This window comes from Roseibium sp. Sym1 (genome assembly GCF_027359675.1).
Taxonomy (GTDB): domain Bacteria; phylum Pseudomonadota; class Alphaproteobacteria; order Rhizobiales; family Stappiaceae; genus Roseibium.
The window spans coordinates 1,594,717-1,615,683 of sequence record NZ_CP114786.1 but is presented as its reverse complement, the minus strand read 5'-3'; the positions used below and the strand labels follow the sequence as shown (position 1 = coordinate 1,615,683).

At 61.0% G+C, this 20,967-nt stretch carries 24 protein-coding genes; 10 read left to right on the top strand and 14 right to left on the bottom strand.

The genetic code is table 11. From position 1 onward, the window contains the following. Positions 1 to 108: 108 nt before the first annotated feature. Positions 109 to 1,332: a penicillin-binding protein activator gene (locus tag O6760_RS07300; protein WP_269584825.1), complete on the top strand. Its 1,224-nt coding sequence runs from the start codon at positions 109 to 111 to the stop codon at positions 1,330 to 1,332. A 30-nt stretch (positions 1,333 to 1,362) separates the two neighbouring features. Further along, positions 1,363 to 2,586, top strand: coding sequence for a bifunctional phosphopantothenoylcysteine decarboxylase/phosphopantothenate--cysteine ligase CoaBC (coaBC, locus tag O6760_RS07295; RefSeq protein WP_269584824.1), 1,224 nt, complete (start codon positions 1,363 to 1,365; stop codon positions 2,584 to 2,586). Between the two features lie 28 nt (positions 2,587 to 2,614). Here coaBC and O6760_RS07290 read toward each other — a convergent pair whose 3' ends face one another. From O6760_RS07290 to O6760_RS07280, 3 genes are all read right to left on the bottom strand, one after another. Then, a complete protein-coding gene (locus tag O6760_RS07290; protein ID WP_269584823.1) occupies positions 2,615 to 3,403 on the bottom strand; it encodes a DODA-type extradiol aromatic ring-opening family dioxygenase in 789 nt (262 codons plus the stop codon). 177 nt (positions 3,404 to 3,580) lie between these two features. Then, positions 3,581 to 4,162: an OmpA family protein gene (locus O6760_RS07285; protein ID WP_269584822.1), complete on the bottom strand. Its 582-nt coding sequence runs from the start codon at positions 4,160 to 4,162 to the stop codon at positions 3,581 to 3,583. Between the two features lie 20 nt (positions 4,163 to 4,182). Beyond that, on the bottom strand, positions 4,183 to 4,602 hold the full coding sequence (locus O6760_RS07280) for a hypothetical protein (RefSeq protein WP_269584821.1): 420 nt from the start codon (positions 4,600 to 4,602) through the stop codon (positions 4,183 to 4,185). A gap of 176 nt (positions 4,603 to 4,778) precedes the next feature. Between O6760_RS07280 and dut the strand changes: the two genes are divergently transcribed. From dut to O6760_RS07260, 4 genes are all read left to right on the top strand, one after another. Further along, entirely contained in the window at positions 4,779 to 5,228 is a 450-nt protein-coding gene (dut, locus tag O6760_RS07275) for a dUTP diphosphatase (protein WP_269584820.1), read from the top strand. Between the two features lie 19 nt (positions 5,229 to 5,247). Next, on the top strand, positions 5,248 to 5,907 hold the full coding sequence (locus O6760_RS07270; protein WP_269584819.1) for an HAD family hydrolase: 660 nt from the start codon (positions 5,248 to 5,250) through the stop codon (positions 5,905 to 5,907). A gap of 142 nt (positions 5,908 to 6,049) precedes the next feature. Then, entirely contained in the window at positions 6,050 to 7,009 is a 960-nt protein-coding gene (gene cysK, locus O6760_RS07265) for a cysteine synthase A (protein WP_269584818.1), read from the top strand. A 196-nt stretch (positions 7,010 to 7,205) separates the two neighbouring features. After that, positions 7,206 to 8,411, top strand: a complete 1,206-nt coding sequence (locus O6760_RS07260; RefSeq protein ID WP_269584817.1) for a glycosyl hydrolase family 8 — start codon at positions 7,206 to 7,208, stop codon at positions 8,409 to 8,411. Between the two features lie 33 nt (positions 8,412 to 8,444). Here the strand turns inward: O6760_RS07260 and speB are convergent, their stop codons facing one another. The 6 genes from speB to O6760_RS07230 form a co-directional block, all read right to left on the bottom strand. Then, the gene (gene speB / locus O6760_RS07255; RefSeq protein WP_269584816.1) at positions 8,445 to 9,398 is read right to left on the bottom strand and encodes an agmatinase; all 954 of its coding nucleotides are present in this window, start codon (positions 9,396 to 9,398) and stop codon (positions 8,445 to 8,447) included. 303 nt (positions 9,399 to 9,701) lie between these two features. Next, positions 9,702 to 10,292 carry a GNAT family N-acetyltransferase gene (locus O6760_RS07250; RefSeq protein WP_269584815.1) on the bottom strand — a complete coding sequence of 197 codons (591 nt, stop codon included), beginning with the start codon at positions 10,290 to 10,292 and terminating at the stop codon, positions 9,702 to 9,704. A gap of 10 nt (positions 10,293 to 10,302) precedes the next feature. Next, complete coding sequence (locus O6760_RS07245; RefSeq protein ID WP_269586225.1) at positions 10,303 to 10,620, bottom strand: heavy metal-binding domain-containing protein; 318 nt, start codon at positions 10,618 to 10,620, stop codon at positions 10,303 to 10,305. Positions 10,621 to 10,726: 106 nt separating this feature from the next. After that, on the bottom strand, positions 10,727 to 10,849 hold the full coding sequence (locus O6760_RS07240) for a hypothetical protein (protein WP_269584814.1): 123 nt from the start codon (positions 10,847 to 10,849) through the stop codon (positions 10,727 to 10,729). Between the two features lie 172 nt (positions 10,850 to 11,021). Then, complete coding sequence (hisC, locus tag O6760_RS07235; RefSeq protein WP_269584813.1) at positions 11,022 to 12,095, bottom strand: histidinol-phosphate transaminase; 1,074 nt, start codon at positions 12,093 to 12,095, stop codon at positions 11,022 to 11,024. A 52-nt stretch (positions 12,096 to 12,147) separates the two neighbouring features. Beyond that, positions 12,148 to 12,630 carry an Lrp/AsnC family transcriptional regulator gene (locus O6760_RS07230; protein ID WP_269584812.1) on the bottom strand — a complete coding sequence of 161 codons (483 nt, stop codon included), beginning with the start codon at positions 12,628 to 12,630 and terminating at the stop codon, positions 12,148 to 12,150. 147 nt (positions 12,631 to 12,777) lie between these two features. Here O6760_RS07230 and O6760_RS07225 point away from each other — a divergent pair, with 147 nt between their 5' ends. After that, positions 12,778 to 13,818, top strand: a complete 1,041-nt coding sequence (locus O6760_RS07225) for a zinc-dependent alcohol dehydrogenase family protein (protein WP_269584811.1) — start codon at positions 12,778 to 12,780, stop codon at positions 13,816 to 13,818. 80 nt (positions 13,819 to 13,898) lie between these two features. On the opposite strand, the gene O6760_RS07220 is transcribed toward O6760_RS07225, so the two are convergent. Further along, positions 13,899 to 14,525 carry a hypothetical protein gene (locus tag O6760_RS07220; RefSeq protein ID WP_269584810.1) on the bottom strand — a complete coding sequence of 209 codons (627 nt, stop codon included), beginning with the start codon at positions 14,523 to 14,525 and terminating at the stop codon, positions 13,899 to 13,901. Positions 14,526 to 14,991: 466 nt separating this feature from the next. Between O6760_RS07220 and O6760_RS07215 the strand changes: the two genes are divergently transcribed. After that, positions 14,992 to 16,182, top strand: coding sequence for an aromatic amino acid transaminase (locus O6760_RS07215; RefSeq protein WP_269584809.1), 1,191 nt, complete (start codon positions 14,992 to 14,994; stop codon positions 16,180 to 16,182). 31 nt (positions 16,183 to 16,213) lie between these two features. On the opposite strand, the gene O6760_RS07210 is transcribed toward O6760_RS07215, so the two are convergent. After that, positions 16,214 to 17,740 carry a YifB family Mg chelatase-like AAA ATPase gene (locus O6760_RS07210; protein WP_269584808.1) on the bottom strand — a complete coding sequence of 509 codons (1,527 nt, stop codon included), beginning with the start codon at positions 17,738 to 17,740 and terminating at the stop codon, positions 16,214 to 16,216. 113 nt (positions 17,741 to 17,853) lie between these two features. Here O6760_RS07210 and O6760_RS07205 point away from each other — a divergent pair, with 113 nt between their 5' ends. Next, complete coding sequence (locus O6760_RS07205; RefSeq protein WP_269584807.1) at positions 17,854 to 18,468, top strand: hypothetical protein; 615 nt, start codon at positions 17,854 to 17,856, stop codon at positions 18,466 to 18,468. Here the strand turns inward: O6760_RS07205 and O6760_RS07200 are convergent. Beyond that, entirely contained in the window at positions 18,455 to 18,625 is a 171-nt protein-coding gene (locus tag O6760_RS07200; RefSeq protein ID WP_269584806.1) for a hypothetical protein, read from the bottom strand. The genes O6760_RS07205 and O6760_RS07200 overlap by 14 nt on opposite strands. A gap of 5 nt (positions 18,626 to 18,630) precedes the next feature. Here O6760_RS07200 and O6760_RS07195 point away from each other — a divergent pair, with 5 nt between their 5' ends. Beyond that, on the top strand, positions 18,631 to 19,419 hold the full coding sequence (locus O6760_RS07195; protein ID WP_332306216.1) for a DUF3800 domain-containing protein: 789 nt from the start codon (positions 18,631 to 18,633) through the stop codon (positions 19,417 to 19,419). 176 nt (positions 19,420 to 19,595) lie between these two features. On the opposite strand, the gene O6760_RS07190 is transcribed toward O6760_RS07195, so the two are convergent. Both O6760_RS07190 and O6760_RS07185 read right to left on the bottom strand, forming a co-directional pair. After that, positions 19,596 to 20,537, bottom strand: coding sequence for an IS1595 family transposase (locus O6760_RS07190; protein ID WP_269584804.1), 942 nt, complete (start codon positions 20,535 to 20,537; stop codon positions 19,596 to 19,598). A 138-nt stretch (positions 20,538 to 20,675) separates the two neighbouring features. Then, positions 20,676 to 20,906, bottom strand: coding sequence for a hypothetical protein (locus tag O6760_RS07185; RefSeq protein ID WP_269584803.1), 231 nt, complete (start codon positions 20,904 to 20,906; stop codon positions 20,676 to 20,678). Positions 20,907 to 20,967: the final 61 nt, after the last annotated feature.

The window sequence follows — 20,967 nt, the reverse complement described above, 5'->3', positions numbered from 1 at the left end:
AAGGCAAATTCCACTATTGATCCGGGCGATATGCCTTTGAAAGACCGCTAAAACTGGACAGGGCGGCAGTGAATACGTAAGTCTTTGCCAAAGGGTGGATTGACAGAAATGGCAAGCGGAATGCAGGGCGACGGGCTGAGGCAACGCAGACGGATCTTCTTGAAAACGGCACTTGCGGGCGCCGGCACGATGCTGCTCGGCGGCTGTCTCGGCTCGTCGCTCGGCTCGCTTCCGGGCGACCAGGTCCAGCCGGGCGCGCAGCCGCAGGTCACGGGAGAAGTGATCGGAACCGGAGGCGTGCGTGTCGGATTGCTGTTGCCCCTGGCCAGCGCCGGCGGCAATGCGTCGATCGGCACGGTGTTCAAGAATGCTGCGTCCCTTGCCCTTCAGAATTTCCCGAGCGCCGATGTCCAGCTTCTGGTGAAGGACACCGGCGGCACCGCCGAGGGCGGCCGTGCGGCTGCACAGGCCGCCATATCGGAGGGGGCCGAGCTGATCCTCGGGCCGGTGTTCTCGCCGGCCGTCGCCGGAGCCGCCCAGGCAGCCCGCGCGACCGGCGTTCCGGTGATCGCGTTCTCGACGGACACCTCCGTTGCCGCCCGCGGTGTCTACCTGCTCAGTTTCCTGCCGGAAACCGACACCAAGCGCATCATCGGCTACGCCGCCAGCCAGCAGAAACGGTCCTATGCCGCGCTCGTTCCGGAAGGTTCATACGGAGCGGTCGTCGAAGCCGCCTTCCGCCAGGAAGTCGGCCGCACGGCCGGCCGGATCGCGACCATCCAGCGCTACAAGCTGAACGGTTCGGACACGTCGGATCTCGTCGCCAAGGCCGGGTCGCTGAAATCGGTCCTGACCAGTGTGGACGCCCTGTTCGTGCCTGCCGGGAGCGGCGTGCCGTCGGTGGTCGTCCAGACGCTCGTCGGTCAGGGTGCCAATCTCGGCAATGTCAAGCTGCTCGGGTCCGGTCAGTGGGACTCGCCCCAGATCAAGAACAACCCGGCTCTGGCCGGTGCCTGGTTCGCAGGACCCGAGGACAAGGGGTTCCTGGCCTTTGCACAGCGCTACCAGAGCACCTACGGCTCTGCGCCGCCGCGCAATGCCAGCCTCGTCTATGACGGCGTCACGCTCGCCGCCGGCCTGATCCGGTCGGCGGGCCAGCAGCGTTTCGAACAACGCATCCTGACCAATCGCGACGGCTTCATCGGTATCGACGGCCTGTTCCGGTTCCAGTCCAACGGTCTCAACCAGCGCGGTCTCGCGGTCTATCAGGTGACGGGCAAGGGCGCCCAGACGATTGCCGCCGCGCCCAGGGATTTCCGCACGGGATTCTAGGTCACCGCCACCATCGGGAGTTACGAGCAGATGTTGAGCGGCAAGCAGATCGTGCTGATCATCAGCGGCGGCATTGCGGCCTACAAGTCGCTGGACCTCATCCGGCGCCTGAAGGAACGTGGCGCCCGGGTAATTCCGGTGATGACGAACGGAGCCCGAGAATTCATCACGCCGCTGGCGGTCGGGGCCCTTTCGGCGGAAAAGGTGTTTACCAGCCTGTTCGACCGGGAAGCGGAACACGATGTCGGACACATTCGCCTGGCCAGGGATCACGACCTGATCCTGGTCGCGCCGGCCACCGCCAACCTGATGGCCAAAACGGCCCACGGAATAGCCGACGACCTGGCCACCGCAGTGCTGCTGGCGACGGACAAACCGGTCCTGCTGGCTCCCGCCATGAACCCGAAAATGTGGCAGAACCCGGCCACGCAGCGCAATCTGGCGGTTCTGCAGGAGCGCGGTGTTGCGGTCTGCGGCCCGGCCAGCGGCGAAATGGCGGAAAAGGGCGAAGCCGGGATCGGCCGCATGAGTGAGCCGCTGGAGATCGTGGCCGCGGCAGAGGCCGTGCTGCGTGACAGGGCGATGGAAGCCGGTACCCTGCCGCTCGCCGGCCGGCACGTGCTGATCACGTCCGGACCGACCCACGAGCCGATCGATCCGGTGCGCTACATCGCCAACCGGTCCTCCGGCAAGCAGGGTCACGCGCTGGCCCGCGCCGCCTTCGAGGCGGGCGCCCGGGTGACGCTGGTCTCCGGTCCTGTCACCTTGCCCGACCCTGCCAATGTCAATGTCATCCACGTGGAGTCGGCTTCGGCGATGCTGGCCGCGGTTGAGAGCAACCTGCCCGCGGACATTGCCATCATGGCGGCGGCGGTCGCCGACTGGCGGGTGGCCGCGGAAGGCACGGAAAAGATCAAGAAGGACGGCAGCGGCAAGCCGCCCGCCCTGGAACTGGCGGAAAATCCGGACATCCTGGCCACGATCGGTCATCACGACAGTCTCAGGCCGAAGCTGCTGATCGGCTTTGCCGCCGAGACCCAGAACCTGATCGACAATGCCCGGGGCAAGCTGCAGCGCAAGAAGGCCGACTGGATCGTCGCCAACGATGTCAGCCCGGCAACGGGCATCATGGGCGGCGACGCCAACACCATACGCCTGGTCAGCCGGACAGGCGTCGAGGACTGGCCGGAACTGGACAAGGCGGAGGTGGCCCGCAGGATCATCGCGCGGGCCGCCGAAGCACTGGCGGACTGAAACCGTCAGATCCTGTTTTGCCTGTCAGTCAGGCCGCGAAGCGGAAATAGCTCATGCTGATCGAGCCGTATTCGTAGCTGCGATGGAGCAGCTGTGCCCGGGCATCGGGTCCTCCCGCGCCGAAAGCGAAGAACAGCGGCAGCAGGTGTTCGTCCGTGGGATGATTGCGCCGGAAGCCCGGAGCCTTGTTCAGGTCGTCGAAATACCCGATCGACCCGGACTGGAGTCCGTCGTCCAGCCAGCGGTCGAATTCCGCGGCCCAGGCGGGCGTTGCGGATCCCTGCGGCCCGAATTCGTACAGATTGTGTGTCGTGCTGCCGGATCCGGCGATGAGGACACCCTTGTCTTTCAACGGTGCCAGGGCCTTGCCGAGGGCATAGACCGAAGACGGGGTGCTGTCATGTGGCAGGGACAGGGCGACCACGGGAATGTTGGCGTCCGGATAGGCCAGCGACAGCGGCACCCAGGCGCCGTGGTCCAGTCCCCGGTCGCTGTCCAGTTCCAGGTCATGACCCGCGGCTTCCAGAAGACGCGCGGCTTCGTCGACATGGGCCTCGTCGGCCTCCACCGGATAGGAAATGTCGTAAAGCGGTGCCGGAAAGCCCCGGAAATCGTGATAGGTGCGCAACGGGCCGGGAGCGGACATTTTCAGCCCTTCGGTCTCCCAGTGCGCGGACAGGATCACGATGGCCCCTGGTCTCGGCTGCGTCGCTGCGAAGCCTTTCAGGAACCGGCTCGCAGCCGTGTCCTCAAGGGCGAGCGTCGGTGCGCCATGCGCGAAAAAGACGGGCGAAATGCTGACAGGCGCTGCTGTCATGGAGCCACTCCTTGGTCAATCCTTGCCATCTTGTGAAAATAAGCGTTTTCCGGGCCAGGATTAGATCTGAAATCAAAGAAAGCTCGTTCAGCATTCCCGAACAATAATTAAAATGCCCCAAGACTGTTCAAACGGACCGCTCGGGAGTGCCGAGCGGTCCGCCGTGGCCCGGACGGATTACTTGTAGCCCATGTTGATCAGCTGAACGCGCCGGTTGACGGCGGCGTCCGGATTGGAGGGGTCGCGCAGCTGCTCCTCTCCAAGCCCGACGGCAAAGAGATATTGGCCTGGAACGCGGAAGGTGGTGACGAGGGCCTCGCGCACCGCCATTGCCCGTTTCAGCGACAGGTCCAGATTGTACTCGCGGGCGCCCTTGGCGTCCGTGTGGCCGACGATGAAGAACGTCTGACCCTGCAGATAGGGCGTGTGCAGTGCATCCGCGATCAGGCCGACGGTTTCGTAGGATTCCGGCTTGATGCGGGCGCTGTCGAAATCGAAGGTTATTTCGACATTGAACTGGCGCAGGGATGCCAGCTTGTCCGCCAGCGGCAAGGTGTTCGGCGAGTTGGCGCCCGGATATTTCTGGATGTTTTCCAGCGCGGCTTTCTGCAGCTGGTCGGCACTGAGGTCGACTTCCTGCTGTGCGCCCTGGAGCGAATTGATGATTTCGTTGCGGCTCAACTTGGTCTGCGCCGACGCACCGCTGGCGGAGACGGCGAGGAAGGTGGCCGAAACGGCGGCCAGAAGGATCCTGGTCATTGATAATCTCCCACGCGGTCTTAACGGTAGCCGGCCAGATCGATGGCGGTGTTGCATTTCTCGCTGACGGAAGGCTGCGCCTTCAGCAGGCAACGCAGGATATGGCCTGCTCCCGGCTTCACGCCCTTGCAGCGCTGCGCGGCATCGCGCTCGCAGATCTTGGGCGCGGCGGCCTGCGCAGCGAGACGTTCCTGGATCAGCGCGACGACGGTGACGCGGTCGGCATTGCATTTCTGCGAGACCTTGGCCTGGTTCTTGTCAAGGCACTGCATGATCTGGTTGTTCGCCAGCGTTGCCGACTTGCAGTAACTCTCGATGTCCTTGCCGCAGCTCGCCGCCAGGATCTTGATGGCATCGGCAAATCCGACGGTCTGCGCAAGCGCTGAAGGGGTGGTTGCCAGCAAAACGCCGGCGGTGAGGGCAAATATCAATTGTCTCATGTTGCAAATCTCCCGAACACGGCAACATTACGATGGGGCAGAGTGTTTCAGGAGACGATTGCGACTTCAAGTGGATCCCCGGCTTGAAGCCGGAATAATTCGTCTTCCCTTGCCAATCTTGACAGAGGGCCGCGAATGTCGTCACTCGCGGCAACACTCATTGCCGGATGCCTCACATGACCGTCACGCTGGAATTCAAACGCCTTGACCACGGCCGGGACCTGCCGCTGCCCGCCTACCAGTCCGAGCTTGCCGCCGGGCTCGACCTGCTCGCCGCGGTCGAGGCGCCCATGTCCCTCGCACCCGGCGAACGGGCCCTGGTGCCGACCGGACTGGCGATGGCGCTGCCTGCGGGTTACGAGGCCCAGGTGCGGCCCCGGTCGGGCCTTGCCGCCAAACACGGCGTAACTGTCCTCAATACACCTGGCACGATCGACGCCGACTACCGGGGTGAGGTCAAGGTCATCCTGATCAATCTCGGCGTTGCGCCGTTCGAGATCGCCCGCGGCGAGCGAATTGCCCAGATGGTGATCGCGCCGGTCCTCCAGGCGCGCATCACGGAAGTCGAGACATTGTCCGACACGGAGCGCGGGGCGGGTGGTTTCGGCTCCACCGGCCGCAAATGACACGTCAGGACACCAGGTCATGATCCCCAGCCTCGTCATTTTCGACTGTGACGGCGTGCTCGTCGACACGGAGCGCTTCACCAACCGTAACATGGCGGAGATAGTCACGGCGCTCGGCCATCCGATGACCGGTTCGGACTGCCAGAAACAGTTCATGGGCCGCACGCTGGAGGATGTGCAGCGGCTGGTCGAGGCGCTGGTCGGGCAAAAGCTGCCGGAAGACTGGCCGGACCAGGTCCGCAGGCGCGATCTGGAAAGCTTCGAGGCAGGGGTGCCGGCAATCCGCGGCATCGAGGGCGTTCTCGACCGGCTGGAGGATATGGGCCTGCCCTATTGCGTCGGCTCCTCGGGCAGATACCAGAAGATGCGCGCCACGCTCGGCAGTTCCGGCCTTCTGCCGAGGCTCGAGGGAAAACTGTTCTCCGCCCAGGATTGCGAACGCGGCAAACCGGCGCCGGACGTGTTCCTGCTGGCGGCGCGCAAGATGGGCCATGCTCCGGAAACATGTGTTGTCGTCGAGGACAGCGTCCCGGGCGTGATGGCGGCCCGGTCGGCCGGCATGCGCGTCTACGCCTTTGCCGAGGATCCGGCCTGCGACCGGGACGCGATGACGGCGGCCGGCGGTATCCTGTTCGACGATATGACGAAGCTGCCGGAGCTTCTTCTTTCCAACAGCTAGTCCAATTCTGGAAAAAGGTTTTACCGGGTTGAACGCAAAGGCATCCAACGCCTCTTATAACTTGCGGGACCCCGTATTATGTTACCGTTTCAAGCAAGGAATGAGGCCGGAGCACAACCCCGGCCAATCAGGGAGACCAGTCATGAGCAAGAAGACCAGCGGCCGCGGGAAGATCTACGCCTCCATCACCGACACCATCGGTGATACCCCGATAGTCCGGCTGGACCGCCTGGCAAAGGCCCATGGCGTCAAGGGCAACCTGCTCGCCAAGCTGGAATTCTTCAACCCGATCTCCAGCGTCAAGGACCGCATCGGCGTATCCATGATCGAGGCCATGGAAGCGGCGGGCCAGATCGAGCCGGGCAAGACCACCCTGGTGGAGCCGACGTCGGGCAATACCGGCATTGCGCTTGCCTTTGTGGCGGCTGCCAAGGGCTACCGCCTGATCCTGGTGATGCCGGAAACCATGTCCGTCGAGCGCCGCAAGATGTTCAAGATCCTGGGCGCGGAGCTGGAGCTGACCGAGGGTCCGAAAGGCATGAAGGGCGCCATCGCGCGCGCCGAGGAACTGATTGCCGAAATCGACGGCGCGGTGATGCCGCAGCAGTTCGAGAACCCGGCCAATCCGGAAATCCACCGCAACACCACGGCAGAGGAAATCTGGAACGACACCGACGGCAATGTCGATGTGTTTGTCTCCGGCATCGGTACTGGCGGCACGATCACCGGTGTTTCCCAGGTGCTGAAAGCGCGCAAGCCCGAACTGCACGTGGTCGCGGTCGAGCCGGCGGACAGTCCGATCCTCTCCGGCGGCGAGCCCGGCCCGCACAAGATCCAGGGCATCGGCGCCGGTTTCGTTCCGGCCATTCTCGACACCTCCGTCTATGACGAAGTCCAGACGGTGGCCAACGAGGACGCCTTTGCGATGGCACGCGAAGTCGCGAAGACAGAGGGCCTGCCGGTGGGCATTTCTTCCGGCGCGGCGCTGACGGCGGCCATCCAGGTCGGCCAGCGCGACGAGATGGCGGGCAAGAACATCGTCGTGATCATCCCCTCCTTCGCCGAGCGCTACCTGTCGACGGCATTGTTCGAAGGCCTCTGAGCCGACGCCGCTCGTGATGGCGGCGGACCATCGGGTCCGGATGACGCTCGGGACCTGTCCGAGACGGACTGACCCCGGACTTCGACAAAGCCGGAGGACCGGGGTCGCCTGACGACGACGCAAGCAGCCGGTTGCAAGCCGTATGACTTGCGTCGGCTGCATATTCTGCGCGAACACGCACCCAAAAGGGGGCTTCATGGTTCGGATGATCGTCTTTGCCTTGTTGCTTGCCCTAACAGGCACAAAAGTCGGCTCGGAGCCCGTTTTCCCCTCTGTTTCCAAATCCGAGCGTCTCGAGGCGCTCGACAGGTTCTGGTCGGACTGGAAGAGGGTCTACTTTCGGGAAGGCTGCGGCGGTGCCTTTGTCGACATTTCCGGCGACGGCAGGCCGGCCTGGGGCGGCAGCGCGTCGAACACGCTTACGGTATCGGAGGCGCATGGCTATGGCATGCTTGCGCTTGTCCACATGGCCGGCCGCGAACCGGGCGTCCGACGCCTGTTTGACGGCATGTTGGCGTTCTACAGGGCGCATCCTGCGGCGTCCGATCCTGGGCTGATGGCCTGGAACCAGACGCGGGATTGCCGCGACGGGGCGGATGGCGGCAATATGTCGGCCACCGATGGCGACCTTGATATCGCTCTGGCTCTCCTGCTTGCCGACCGGCGCTGGGGCGGTTATCGCGATGCCTTCCTGCAGGCGCAAGCGGCCATCCTTGAGCATGAGGTCACGCCGGACGGTATGATGCGTCTCGGCGACTGGGCCACGGATGACGATTATGCAACCGCCTCCCGGTCGTCGGATTTCATGCCTGGCAGTTTCGCCGCTTTCGCCGCGAACAGCCAAGAGGATGGCCACAGGTGGCGGCAAATCCGGGACCGGGGTTACTCGGTCTGGGGCGGACTTTCCAACGATCATGCCTCCGAAACAGGCCTGGTACCCGATTTTCTGATTGGCCTCCCTGACAAGCCCCAACCTGCCGGGGCGAATTTTCTGGAAGGCGAGAGCGACGGCTGGTTTTCGTGGAATGCCCTGCGCTATCCCTGGCGTCTTGCGCTCGACCTGCTTGAAACCGGTGATGGCCGGGCGGAAGCGCATCTGCGGACAATCAACCGGTGGATCCAGGACGCCTCCGGGCGGGATCCATCGCGGATTGCCACGACCTACCGGCTGGACGGCAGTATTCCCGACGACCGCGAGACCGGCTCAGCAGCCTTCCTTGCCGTCTTCGCCGCCGCCGCGCTCGGCGGCACCGGTGATCCGGGCGCCGACCGGGACTGGTCCGACGCGCTCTGGTCCGCACTGGTGTCCCGTCCGATAGAAGATGAAGATTATTACGGCAACACGCTCAAGCTGCTGGCCATGGTTGCCCTGGCCGAGCTCTGGACGCAGGACGCTCCTTGACGTGGCCCAGGCTTGGCAAGAATGCCTTTGCCGTTACCGGTGATGCAGCACACGGCCGATCGTGTTCATCAGGATCTGTGCCGCCAGGATGCTGGTGGTGCCCGTCGGATCGTAATCCGGCGCCACTTCCACCAGGTCGATGCCGACAATGTCGCCGCGTTTGGCAAGGCCGTCGATCAGTTCCAGCACCTCGTAATAGAGAAAGCCGCCATGGCTGGGCGTGCCGGTTCCCGGCGCGATCGACGGATCGAACGCGTCGATGTCGATGGTGAGGTAATAGCGCTTTCCCTCCGGAATGCGCGCCAGCATGCCTGCGGTGCCGAGCTTGCGCACGTGGCGCACCGACTGGATGTCGGAGCCCATGCGCCGCGCGGCCTCATAGCCGTCCCGCGCCGTCGACGACACATTGCGGATGCCGATCTGGGAAAGGCCGGTCACATAGGGTTTTTCCGCTGCCCGGCGCATCGGATTGCCGTGGCCGTAGCGCACGCCGTGGCGTTCGTCGACAAAATCGAGATGGGCGTCGATCTGCACCACGTGGATCGGGTCTTCACCGTCAAAGGCGTTGATGCAGGGAATGTTGACCGAATGGTCGCCGCCGAGCACCACCGGCAGGGCCCCGGCGGCGAGGATCTTGCGCACGCCGAACTCGATGCGCCGGTGGCTTTCGATCGTGTCGGTGTGGACGATATCCGCGTCGCCCAGATCGACCATCCGGGTGGTTTCCGCCGGCAGGTAGGTGATGTCGTCCTCGAAGTCATAGGCCCCGGCATGGCCGAAGGAGAACAGCGTCGAGGCCTCCCGGATGGCACGCGGACCCATGCGTGCACCCGAGCGCCACTGGGTGCCGAAATCGAACGGTGCGCCCAGCACCGCGACATCCGCGTCGATCGCGTCCCAGTCCGGCTGATAGGGCGACTTGCCGAACGTGCAGATGCCGACAAAGGGCAGGTTCAACCGTCCGCCTTCATAGCCGTGTGAGGACATTCCTATGCTCCCGTTTGGTGACTTCCGGCAATAGAGCATCAAACCAGAGGGTGGAAAAGGCGGCATGTGACGTGTTGTAGCGACGAACTGATCATCAGGATGCAAAGCGCCACGACAATGCCCGGTGTCACCCCGGGCGAGCAACGCGAGACCCGGGACCTGCTCATTTCCAGAGACCTGTTTTGGCGAAGGCCCCATGCGTGAAAGCAGCTATGGCTTCAGCAAGCGGACCTGCGAGTAGGCCCCGGATCTGCGCTGCGCTTGTCCGGGGTGACATCGGGACAAGGATTGACAAGGCATGCCCTAGACCGTCCGCGCCATGCGCGTTGAGGAGGAAAAGCCGAACAGGAGTTCCAGGATCCCCGTCTTTTCTTCGCTGACGGCTTTGAAGCCCTTGCGCTCGTAAAGAGCCTTCGCGCGGGGATTGGTGTTGATCACGTCGAGGCGGACCCTGGAGAGGTTGCGGCTGCGGGCTTCGGTGAAAACGGCCTCGAGCAGCGCGCCGCCAATGCCGCGGCCGCGGGCGTCCTCGGCAACGAAGATGCCGTCCATCAGCAGGCAGCCGTCTTCGGTTTCCCGCTCCAGCGTATCCAGCAGGAGCCCGCGCCAGGTGCCGCCAAACAGGCCGTAGACCGCCGTCATGTCACCAAGACCGCCGCCGATAAGGGCGCCCTGATCGGTCTTGAAACCGGCAAGTCCGAGCAGCCCGCCTTCGGGGGACAGCGCGCTGACGGCAAAATCCGGATTGATCACCCGTTCAAGGAAGGCGAGCGCCTTGTCCTCCGGCGCCATTACCCTGCCCAGCTTGCCGGCAAAGGCCTGCCAGAACAGACGCACGGCAACGGGCCGTTCGGTTTGGGGAAAGCCCGGGACGATCCGGTATGTCGGGGGCATGGCCCGTCACCTAGCGGACGGTTACCGCCGTGCCCGTGGCGCTGACCATCAGCATGGAGCCGTTCTGGCCGACGGTCTCGTAGTCGAGATCGACCCCGATAACGGCATTGCCGCCAAGGGACTGCGCCTGCTGGCACATTTCCGCGACGGCGATCTCGCGTGCCTTGGCGAGTTCTTCTTCATAGGCCCCGGAGCGGCCGCCCACAATGTCGCGAATGCCGGCAAAGAGATCCTTGAACAGGTTCGCCCCGAGGATCGCCTCGCCCGTCACCAGGCCCTTGTAGTCCAGGTCCCGGCCCTGAATGGTGTTGGTCGTGGTGACGAGCATGTCGGTTCTCCTCGATTGCATTGACGCCTCCTGACATGGGAAGCGGGTCGGGCCAATACAAGGAAGCGAAGGAGGGGCATCCGGCCGCGAAATCGCGGTGGGACCGTCACAGAAGATGCGCAAGAATGGCTGTCAGCGTGAGCACGATGCCCGCGGCGGCCGCGACCGTGATCAAGGTCCAGTCGGTTCCGCTGACCGGTGACTTCCGCTGTTTCGCTCCGTCTGCCATATGCTCCGTCCGATCCGGACACTTTCCCCGGGGAGCCGGGTTTGGTCGTGCGGTCCGCGCTCATGCTCGCCCGGACAAGTCTCGCAGGCAGATCCTAACAAGTCGCTTAATCGGCGTCGTCCCGGTTGCGATTGCGTCAAGGTGATCCGGTCACGGCAGGTTGCGGAGCGCCTCAGGGTCGATACCCGGTCCCGATGATGGAGCGGATCGCGCGCACGAGGGCGTCGCATTCCTCGTCTGTGCCGACCGAAATGCGCAGATGGTTGTTGATGCGCCCGACCGGAAAATGCCGGACGAGAATGCCGTCGGATCTGAGCTTCGCCGCCAGCTCCGCCGCCGCCACTGTGCCGTGCGAGACGAACAGGAAATTCGCGGCGGAGGGCAATACGTCGAACCCCAGATCCGTCAGGTCGGCCGCAAGGCGCTCGCGGGAAGCGATCACCATGTGCCGGGTTTCCTCAAACCAGTCCGTGTGGGTCCAGGCGGCTTCCGCTCCGGCCAGCGCCAGGCGGTCGAGCGGATAGGAGTTGAAGCTGTCCCGGATCCTCTGCAGCGCCTCTATCAGATGCGGCTGGCCAAGGGCGAAGCCGACCCGCAGGCCCGCCAGGCTGCGCGACTTTGAAAAGGTCTGCACCACCAGCAGGTTGTCATGGTTCGGCACAAGGCTGGCGGCGCTGTCGGCGCCGAAATCGACATAGGCTTCGTCGACAATCACAACCACGTCCCGGTTCTGATCCAGGATCGTTTCGATGGCGCCCAGACCCAGCGCGATGCCGGTCGGAGCATTCGGGTTGGCGACAACAATGCCGCCGCAGGGGTCTTTCAGGGACGCGACATCGACCTGGAAGCCGTCATCGAGCGGGACCGTGCGATGGGCGATCCCGTAAAGCTCGCAATAGGTCCTGTAAAAACTGTAGGTGATGTCGGGAAAAACGATCGGGTCCCGGCCGCTGAAAAATCCGTGAAACGCGTGCGCCAGGATTTCGTCGGAGCCGTTGCCGGCAAAGACGTTTTCGGGGCTCAGGCCGAACGTCCCGGCGACAGCGGTCCTCAGCCGGGCTGCACCCGGATCCGGATAGAGCCGCAGGCTGTCCTGCGTGGCGGCACGGATCGCCCCGAGCGCTATCGGCGACGGGCCGTAGGGGTTCTCGTTGGTGTTGAGCTTGATGACACTGCTGTCCGACGGCTGCTCGCCGGGCACATAGGGTACCAGCCGGCTGACGACGGGGCTCCAGAACTTGCTCATGAAAATCGGTCCTGTGCGGAAACACGTCAGGGCACGGGCCCGTACCCTTGTTTCAAAGGTGACTGATCGCTTCGCGAATGGGAAGCCGGTTCGAGGACTTCAGTTCGCGCAAGGACAGATTTGACTTGATGCTTGTCACGCCCGGCAGCTTGCGAATGACCTTTTCCACAAAGCGGCTGTAGTCGTCGAGATCCTGCGCGACCACCTGAAGCAGGAAATCCGCGTCGCCGGTGGTGTTGTGGCAGGACAGGACTTGCGGACTGGCCTCGACCGCCTTTTGAAACGCGGCGGTCGAGGCCTCGTCGTGTTCGGAGCAGGTCAGCTGGACGAAGGCCATCACGCCCAGACCGAGCGCGCGCCGGTTGACGACCGCCTGGTAGCCCTCGATGACGCCGGCTTCCTCCAGCCGTTTCAGCCGCCGCCAGCAGGGCGTTTCGCTTAAGGACACCTGTTCCGCCAGTTTCGCGTTGGAGAGCCTGCCGTCGCTCTGCAGCCGGATCAGGATTTCGGCGTCTATTCTATCGATCTTGGGCACGGGAAAGACTCTGCTAAAAAATGAGATCCTTGTAGCAGACTAGTCCCGAATATGGTTTGAAAGAAGCGATTTTGGCAAAGCTCTTCCAGCCGGACCGACTAGGATTGCAGCCGTTCATTTCGCATCAGCAACCGACGGGACCCGCTCATGAAAGCCGTGCTCTATGAAACCTTCGCGCAAGCCCCGAAACTGGTGACGCTGCCGGATCCGGATCCGGAACCTCATGGCGTCGTGCTGAAGGTCGAGGCGACCGGGGTCTGCCGCAGCGACTGGCACGGCTGGATGGGGCACGATCCGGATATCACCCTGCCGCATGTGCCCGGTCACGAGCTCGCCGGCACCGTGCTTGCAACCGGCAGGGATGTTCGCCGCTGGAAGAAAGGCGACCGGGTCACCGTGCCCTTTGTCGGCGGCTGCGGCGCCTGCCCGGAATGTCATGCCGGCCACCAGCAGGTCTGCGAAAACCAGTTCCAGCCGGGCTTTACGCATTGGGGCTCCTTCGCCGAATTTGTCGGCATTCACCAGGCCGATCTCAATCTGGTCGCCCTGCCCGAGACCATGGGTTTCGCAACCGCCGCCAGCCTCGGGTGCCGCTTCGCCACCTCGTTCCGCGGCGTGGTCGACCAGGGCAGGGTCTCTGCCGGCGAATGGGTCGCGGTTCACGGCTGCGGCGGCGTCGGCCTGTCGGCAATCATGATCGCAAACGCGGTCGGCGCCCAGGTGGTCGCCATCGACATAACGGATGACAAACTGGCGCTGGCACGGGATCTTGGCGCCGTGGCGACGGTCAACGCGGCTACGGAGGCGGATGTTGCCGAAGCGGTTGTCGAGATCACCGGCGGCGGCGCGCATCTTTCGATCGACGCGCTGGGCCACCCCGTCACCTGCTTCAACTCGATCCAGAACCTGCGCCGCCGCGGCCGGCACGTGCAGATCGGCCTGATGCTGGCCGATCACGCCACGCCAAAGGTGCCGATGGCCAGGGTGATCGGCTGGGAACTGGAAATCCTCGGCAGCCACGGCATGCAGGCCCACCGCTATGGAGCCATGCTCGACATGGTGAGGTCCGGCAAGCTGGCGCCCGACCGGCTGGTCGGCAAGGAAATCAGTCTGGAGGAGTCGATCGCCGCGTTGACGCAGATGGACCGGTTCGAGGGTGTCGGAGCAACGGTGGTGACGCGGTTCTGAGGGCTACCAAACCTATTTCAAGTGATGAAAGTGCTTCAAGATTAGGAAATTGCCTTCCGGCATCGGGCTGTCTTTTCTCGCTATCGACGTTTAATAATTTTTGGGGGAATTTCGCATTTTGCAGATGCTGCGTGCTCTGAGCTAATATTTGACGCACTACCAGAAATTTCCCCGTACAAATCTGAGTAACATGCGACCATATGTAATGAAGTTTGCAACCTAAAAATTAGATCCAATTCGTCAGTATTAAGATATTCCTTAGGTATTTCAAAAATAAGTTGATGTCCGTCGGGTTCTAAGAACCCAACAACAGGGCCAAGTTTTATGACTTTACCTATTAGTTTTTCATAAGTTTTGTTATCAATAGATTTAATAGCATCGGACAATGATTGTTGGATTATTGTGTCGGATTTTTGAATACCCTCACCTGATTTGAAGCTCCAATAATTATCTTTATGCCAAATGTGGAAGCTATAAATATTTGCGGATCCTAGTCCGGTGTTTGTAAGGCTTATACTGTTTGCGTCAGCATCCATAGAAAAGCTAAGAAGTGGAGTACGGCTAAGGAAAGCACTCTCTTCTTGAAGAAGATATGTGTAGTAAGCGAGAAAAGAGGAAAAAAATCCGACAAATAATGCTGTTATTGCCGTAATTGGTTCCCAGTTCTGACCTAGCCATGAAATAATACAGAGAAAAACTTTTTTCATTTGTGATTGCCGATGTATATCTTTTGCTATGTTAGATGCATTTCACTATCTTACTACGAAGAAGGGCAGCTCCTTATAACATCTTCTACGCGGCGCGCCGCGATATGTCCTATCCCCGAAAGCTCATCGCCTTTGCCAAGTGGATCCGACCAACCTAGTCCACGTAGTCGAGATAGGCCAGCGTTTGGGTAGGCTTGAGGTGACGGTGATGACCGCGGGCGCTTAGGGCCAGCCGTTCAGCGCCAATAACTTCGCGGTAGGAACAAGGCTGGCCGCCAGGGGTAAGAGGCAGTGTGTCACGTTGACTGGAGGCACAGCCCATTCGGTGGTAACGCCCTGCTGCAAGCCGAAATGCCGATTGGGTCAATCTGGCCATGACGCGGGCGTGGAACCGGTCTATCGAGATGAAAGGAAGACCGGCGTAAGAGAGTGCCATTCACGGTGAGCCGGGCCCGGGAGGACAGGCATGTTTGGAGACGTTGGCGACTATCCTGTTGACCCGATCATGATCGGGGCAGACCTGTTTGCTCAGGATCCGCGGACCGACAAATTGAACCTGACGGTTGGGGTCTACGAAAACGAGCAGGGTCAGACGCCGATTCTGACTGCCGTGAAACGCGCAGAAAGCGATCTTGTCGCCTTGCAGAAAACCAAGGCGTATATGGCCCTGACGGGAGACGCGGACTATTACGGCAGTCTCGGGCAGGAAATCCTGGGAGCGGATCTTTTCACCGGGCACGACTTTGTCAGCGCACAGACCGCCGGCGGTGCCGTTGCGCTTCGTGTGATGGCGGATTTCGTCGCGCAGCTGTCGCGCAAACCGACCATCTGGCTGCAGAGCCCGACCTATGGCAACTACATGCCGATTGTTACGGCCGCAGGCGCGCCATGGCGTTCGGTCCCTTACTATGACCAGTTGCGCTGCCAAATGAGATTTGAGGAGATGCTGACGGGACTTGAGGCGGCACGGCCCGGGGATCTCTTCCTGTTTCAGGGTGTTTGTCACAACCCGACCGGCGCCGACCTGACAAAAGAACAATTTGGCCAGTTGCTGGACCAGCTCGAGCGTCTTGGCGTGGTGCCCTGGATTGATCTTGCCTATCTCGGTTTCGGCAAGGGTTTTGAGGCCGATTGTGAACAGGTCAGGCAGATCGTCGGGCGCTTCGAGGAATGCGTTGTCTGCGTGACCCTGTCGAAATCCTTTGGCATCTACCGCGATCGGGCGGGCGCGCTTTTCCTGAAATGCAAACCCGAAACCAGGGAACGCCTCCAGCGTGCCGTCTCGGCCATCATTCGCTCCGGCAGTTCACATGCACCGGATCACGGCCCAGCAGTGGTCAGCCGGATATTGTCGGATCCCGATCTCAAGTCTCTCTGGCTGCAGGAGCTTGAGGTCATGCGAAAGCGGGTGGCCGGTATTCGGCAGGAAATTGTCCTGCTGGAACAAGAACGTTATCAGCGGGACACCCTTGCTTATCTCGGCCGGCAATCCGGCATGTTCTCGCTTCTGCCGCTCAACAGCGACCAGGAGACGGCATTGACCCGCGATCACGGCATTCACGTTGTCAGGGGCGGCCGGGTCAACGTGGCGCGGCTCAACAGCACCACCATCCCGAAGTTGATCGAGGTGTTTCATCAGGTCATCTCCGTCCGGTGACCTTGGCATGATGTCGGGCTCTCGATGAAACTCAGGCCGCCCGCCGCGACATGTCCTGGCCCCGGTAGCTCATGGCTTCGGCAAGATGGATCCGGCCGACCTGATCCATGCCGTCGAGATCGGCCAGCGTGCGGGCAAGCTTGAGGACACGGTGATAACCGCGGGCGCTGAGCGCCAGCCGTTCGGCGACGTCGCGCAGGAAGGCAAGTCCCTTGTCGTCCGGCTTGGCCATGGTCTCGACCACGGACGCCGGGGCCTGGGCATTGGTGCGGCACGCAAGGCCAAGCTCCAGGAAACGCTGTTGCTGGATCGACCGCGCCTCGGCGACCCGGGCAGCGACGGCTTCCGAGCTTTCGCTGGCCGCCGGGCCGATCAGGTCGGCGGCCGTGACCGCGGGCACCTCGATGCGCACGTCGATCCGGTCGAGCAGCGGCCCGGAGATCCGTGCCTGATAGTCGGTGATGCAGCGATCGCCCCGCCGGCACTGATGGCCCGGCTCGCCGGCATGGCCGCAGCGGCAGGGGTTCATGGCGGCGACCAGCTGGATCCGGGCCGGGTAGCTGACCCGGTGATTGGCCCGCGCGATCACGGCCTCGCCCGTTTCCAGGGGCTGGCGCAGACTGTCGAGCACCTGCGGGGTGAATTCCGGCAACTCGTCCAGGAACAGCACGCCGTTATGGGCGAGGGACACCTCGCCCGGCCGGGCCTTCAGACCGCCGCCGACAAGCGCGGCCATGGAGGCGGAATGATGCGGCGCCCGGAACGGCCGCCGGTCGGTGAGCTTGCCCTCGGCCAGTTCGCCGGCCAGTGAAGCGATCATGGAGACTTCCAGGAGCTCGCGCGGGCTCAAGGCGGGCAGGATCGACGGCAGGCGGCTGGCCAGCATGGATTTTCCGGATCCCGGAGGGCCTGTCATCAACAGGTTGTGGCCGCCTGCGGCAGCGATCTCCAGCGCGCGCCGCGCGGTTTCCTGCCCCTTGACCTCGGCAAGATCGGGCAAGGGCCCCGGATTGCCCTGCAGCCGGGCGACCGGCCGTGACAGCACTTGCGTGCCCTTGAAGTGGTTGGCAAGCTGGATCAGCGAGCGCGGCGCCAGGATATCCATGTCCGCGTCGGCCCAGGCAGCCTCGCTGCCGCTGGCCTCGGGGCAGATCAGGCCCTTGCCTATCCCGGTCGCGCCCATGGCGGCGGGCAGCACCCCGGCAACCGGCGCGAGCGTGCCGTCGAGGCCGAGTTCGCCCAGCACCGCGTACCCCTCGAGAAATTCGCCCGGAATCGCGCCGATGGCGGCCATGACCCCGAGTGCGATCGGCAGGTCGTAGTGGGAGCCTTCCTTGGGCAGGTCCGCGGGGGCCAGATTGACGGTGACGCGTTTGGCCGGCAGGGCCAGTCCGGAGGCCGACAGGGCCGCGCGCACCCGCTCCCTGCTTTCGCCGACGGCCTTGTCCGGCAGGCCGACCACGTTGAAGGCGACCGCGCCCGGTCCGACATGAACCTGAACATCCACCGGCACCGCCTCGATGCCCTGAAATGCAACCGTCGTGACCCGGCTGACCATGCCCCGCCCTCTACCTGAAGATGTGCTTCAGGCAAGCATATATCAAAACAGGATGGCGATATTATACTTCACAAACCCATTGCGCGCAGTGGGGTTCCTGATATGATTTCGGAATGGGATATCGCGATTACTGGACTGAAGTTGCAACCCGCGCTTTCAGCGAAAGCCTTAAGGCTGTCAGTTGGGACAACTGGATCAATATTGTTGTGAAGATATTGATGCCATTGCTGATAGCTGCGGCCCTAACCTGGTGGGCGCAAACAGGTGTTGAATACAGCCGCATTGTCCAAGTGCTGCTTACCCTCGGAATAACGGCTATTGTCGCTATCATTATCTTTTTCACAAAGATGCTTACAATTCCGCCGAAAATGCATAGCGAAACACTGGCTTTAGTACCTAAAGAGCAAGATTCGGAAAGAGAAGCTGCTATTTTGAAGCTTGTACAGCTTCGACATGATGGTGTTAGGCATCGTAATGATGGCAAGAAAATAGAAGACGAAGGAGTTGAATGGTCCGAAGAATCATTACAATGGATGGAAGATGTTATCGCGACACTGACTATAATATCACCTGCTAAAGCAGAAATGTTTAGAGTGCTCGATACGGTACCGCAGGCTCGTCATCGATGTTTGTCAGATGACAAAAAATTTAGAACAAAGTTTGCTATGCATGATTATCGCCTAGTGCGCCTGACAGAAATAGCCGACAATTTGCTCAATCAGAGCTAGTATTTTTACCATCATTCTTTTCGCCTTTAGGTGGCGGACTTTTCGCGATACGCTTTAGGTTCGCGTCAAAGGCTTCCTCGGACTCGTCGCATTCGAGTTCCTTGGCAGCTTCTTTGAATTTGTCGATTTGAGCTTTTTGTTGTTTTAAGGAAGTCATCTTCGATGCCTAGTTATAGGATGTTCATTGATGATACGGGAAACGTAAACTCAAAGACAGACGAGCACCCGCAAAACCGATACGCTGGGATCGTTGGTGCAATCATGAACCTTGATTATGTTTACACTAGGTTCGAACCATCCTTTGATAAGCTACGCCGCAAATTCTTCTGCGATAATGATGATGAGCCGATGCCAATCTTGCACCTACGCAGGATGAAAAAGGCTGAGGGTCGTTTCCATCAACTCAAAGACAAAGATTTTAGAGCGGAGTGGGAAAAATATTGTTTCCGTATGTATGAGCGCGCTCAGTACACCGTTATCGCGGTGTGCGTTGATAAGCTTCGTTTTCTCGAATTGCATGAGAATTGGGACGGAAATTTTTATAGGCTTTTAGTGGGCAACGCCATTGAGCGCTATTTCTACTTTCTCAAAAATAGCGGCGGCGACGGTGACGTCATGTGCGAAGCCACAAACCCTAACCTGGATAACAACCTCAAGGAATTGTACCGCGAGTTTTATCATGATGGCAGCGACCACATTAAAGCGCACGCGTTACAAAGCCGCCTGTCAACGAATGAGATAAAGATACAACCCAAGTCCGACGACATACGCGGCCTTCAGCTTGCCGATATGCTAGCTTCCACATCATTCTCACATTGCAAGCGTATCTATGCTGATGGCCCTGATTACGATGCCTTCGCTATGAAGGTTGCAGACGTTCTGGAGCGCGACAAATTCTATCGTGATCGCCACGGCAACCCGCACGGCTACGGAAGAATCTGGAGGCCATAAATAAAAACGGCCCTTGCGGGCCGTTCCCAAGCTAGTGCGCTTGTCCCTCCAACTTGGCGTTGGATTACGCCAAATATAGTCTATCTCACTGATTCAGTCAATAGAATCAACGATCTTTCCGCATCCGAAACGAAAAACGCAACTGGACCGGCTTACGCCTGAAATGCTGTTTCGCCTCAACTAGATTGCCTATAGCTCAGGCGCTTGCCCTTCACATTCAACAGCGCGATTTCAGCCCGCATATTGTCATCTACGCCCAGCTTGATCCGGTTGGAATAACGGAAATCGTATTCCGCCAGATAGCGGTGCAGATGGTGTTCCGCGCAGTGCTGGTAGACGCCTTTCATGCCGCGCTTGAAGATGGAGAAGAAGCCCTCAATCGTGTTCGTGTGGGCTTTGCCACGGACGTATTCTTTCTCCGTGTGGTTCACCATTTCATGGGACGCGAAGTAGGTGCCGATTTCCGGGTACATGCGCGCCGTGTCCGTCATCAGATCGGACTCGTGCTTGACGTTCGTGTGAACGACCCAGCTAACCTGATTGGCTGTTGCGCTGTCGATATGAAAGCTCTTGGCGCGGCCTTCGCGTTCCACCAGCGTCAAGACAACGTTCTTGTGAGCAGCGCCAGCCTTCATTTTAGGAACGCCGGAAATGCGACCGATGTAGGTTTCGTCAACCTCTACCGTTTTGCCTTCACCGCCAAACGGAGTGTTGTCCGTGGAGCGCATTGCTTCGCGGATGCGGTGCGACAGGAACCAAGCGGACTTGACCGTGATTTCCAGAACGCGGGCGAGCTGGTTAGAGCTGATACCCTTCTTACTGGAGCACATCAGGTAGATAGCCTGGAGCCACTTGTGGAGCGGGATATGGCTTTCCTCGAAAATGGTGCCAATCCGCACCGTGAACTGCTTCCGGCACTCACCACACTTTTTCAGGCCGTGACGCTCTACGCCTTCCGGGTTCTTTTTCGACGGCTTCGAGCGGACACCCTTTAGCTCGTAGATCTTTCCTGCGTTGCCGCAATGAGGGCAATGCGGGCCGTTCGGCCACAGAGCGCTCTCGACATGTTCGAAAGCGGCGGCTTCACAGTGAAAATATTTACGAGACAGTACAGACATTTCTCCAACTCCTTGATTCCAATATAGGAAACAGGATTGGGTGTGTCAAGTATAATATCGCCAACAGGATGCAAGAACAAAGACGGAACAGGCATGCCGCCGCTACCTGGCACGGAAGGGGCAGAGGACGATCCGCTGTCAGGAGACCAGGACGCGCAGGCGATGGCCCGGCCAGGGAGCACGGTCGGCGCGGGCCAGAACCGTGTCCAGGTAGTCCGGAACCTGGAAATCCTCGGTTGGCGTCAGCCGGTTGGCCTCCAGCCACTCGGACACCAGTTCGAGCAGTCTGTCCGGGTCTTTTTCGAACATGGCCCGGCACAGTTCCATGTCGAGACGGGCGCCGGGGTCGGCGGACTTGGCGATAATCATGGATCCATTCACAATTCTTCAATCAATCACAACGTGCCGGGACATTGCCTGCAATTTTGAG